This window comes from Streptomyces axinellae, from assembly GCF_039532135.1.
GTDB classification, from domain to species: Bacteria; Actinomycetota; Actinomycetes; order Streptomycetales; family Streptomycetaceae; genus Streptomyces; species Streptomyces axinellae.
The window spans coordinates 1-1,314 of the sequence record NZ_BAAARJ010000069.1 but is presented as its reverse complement, the minus strand read 5'-3'; the positions used below and the strand labels follow the sequence as shown (position 1 = coordinate 1,314).

General features: G+C 67.2%; 1 protein-coding gene. It reads left to right on the top strand.

Annotated elements, in window-relative coordinates:
* Window positions 1-62: 62 nt before the first annotated feature.
* Window positions 63-1,314 (top strand): acyltransferase domain-containing protein (locus ABD339_RS33460; protein WP_344570939.1); only part of this gene is annotated, 1,252 nt, incomplete at its 3' end.

Here is a 1,314-nt window from a genome sequence, read left to right as displayed (position 1 = left end):
GCACCCTGCACCTCGACGAGCCGACACCCCACGTGGACTGGTCCAGCGGAAACGTCACCCCCTTGACCGGTGACGAAAACTGGCCCCACACCGGACACCCCCGCCGCGCCGCCGTCTCCTCCTTCGGAGTCAGCGGGACGAACGCCCACGTGATCCTGGAAGCCGCGCCCGAAGCCCCCGTCGAAGAGCGCCCCGAAGATCCTGAAGACCCCGAATCCGCCAACCTGCCCGTCCTGCTGTCCGGCAAGAACGAGCCCGCGCTACGCCAACAAGCCAGCCAGTTGGCCTCGTTCATCAGCGCGCACCCCGAGTCCGACATCGCCGAGATCGCCCGCACCCTGGCCACCTCACGCACCCACCACCCCCACCGAGCCGGCATCGTCAGCCAAGAACGCGGGGAACTGCTGGAAGCACTGCGGGCGCTGGCGGAGGGGGAACCGCACGCTTCGCTGGTAGAAGGGGTGACCCCCGCGGACCCGGGTAAGACGGTGTTCGTTTTCCCCGGGCAGGGCTCGCAATGGGCCGGCATGGGCGTGGAACTACTGGACTCTTCCCCCGTGTTCGCGCAAAGTCTGCGCGAATGCGCCGACGCCTTGAGTGCGTACGTGGACTGGGACCTGTTCGACGTCCTCCACGAACGCGACGGAGCACCCGGACTGGAACGGGTCGATGTCGTCCAACCCGCCCTCTTCGCCCTGATGGTCTCCCTGGCCCGCGTGTGGGAATCCCACGGCATTCACGCCGACGCCGTGATCGGCCACTCCCAAGGAGAGATCGCCGCCGCCCACATCGCCGGAGCCCTCACCCTCGACGAGGCGGCACGCTTCGTGTGCCTGCGCAGTCAGGCCCTCACCACCCTTGCGGGAACCGGCGGTATGGCCTCCATCCCCCTCAGCGCGCAAGAAACCGCGACACGGCTCGCCTCATACGAGGATCTGTATGTGGCCGCGCACAACGGGCCCGAAAGCACCGTCATCTCAGGAGACTCCTCCGCGCTGGCCGCGATGGTCGCCGCATGCCAGAGCGACGGTATCCGCGCACGCGTCATCGACGTCGGCTACGCCAGCCACTCCCCCCACGCCGCAAGCCTCCACCACATCACGGAGTTGCTGGAGGACGTCACCCCCCGCGCCTCACACACCCCCTTCTACTCCACCCTCACCGGAAACAAGCTCGACACCACCCAGCTCACCCCCGACTACTGGTACAACAACCTCCGCCACCCCGTCCTCTACCAACAAACCCTCCAACACCTCAACAACGAAGGCCACCACACCTACATCGAAACCAGCCCCCACCCCGTCCTCACCACCC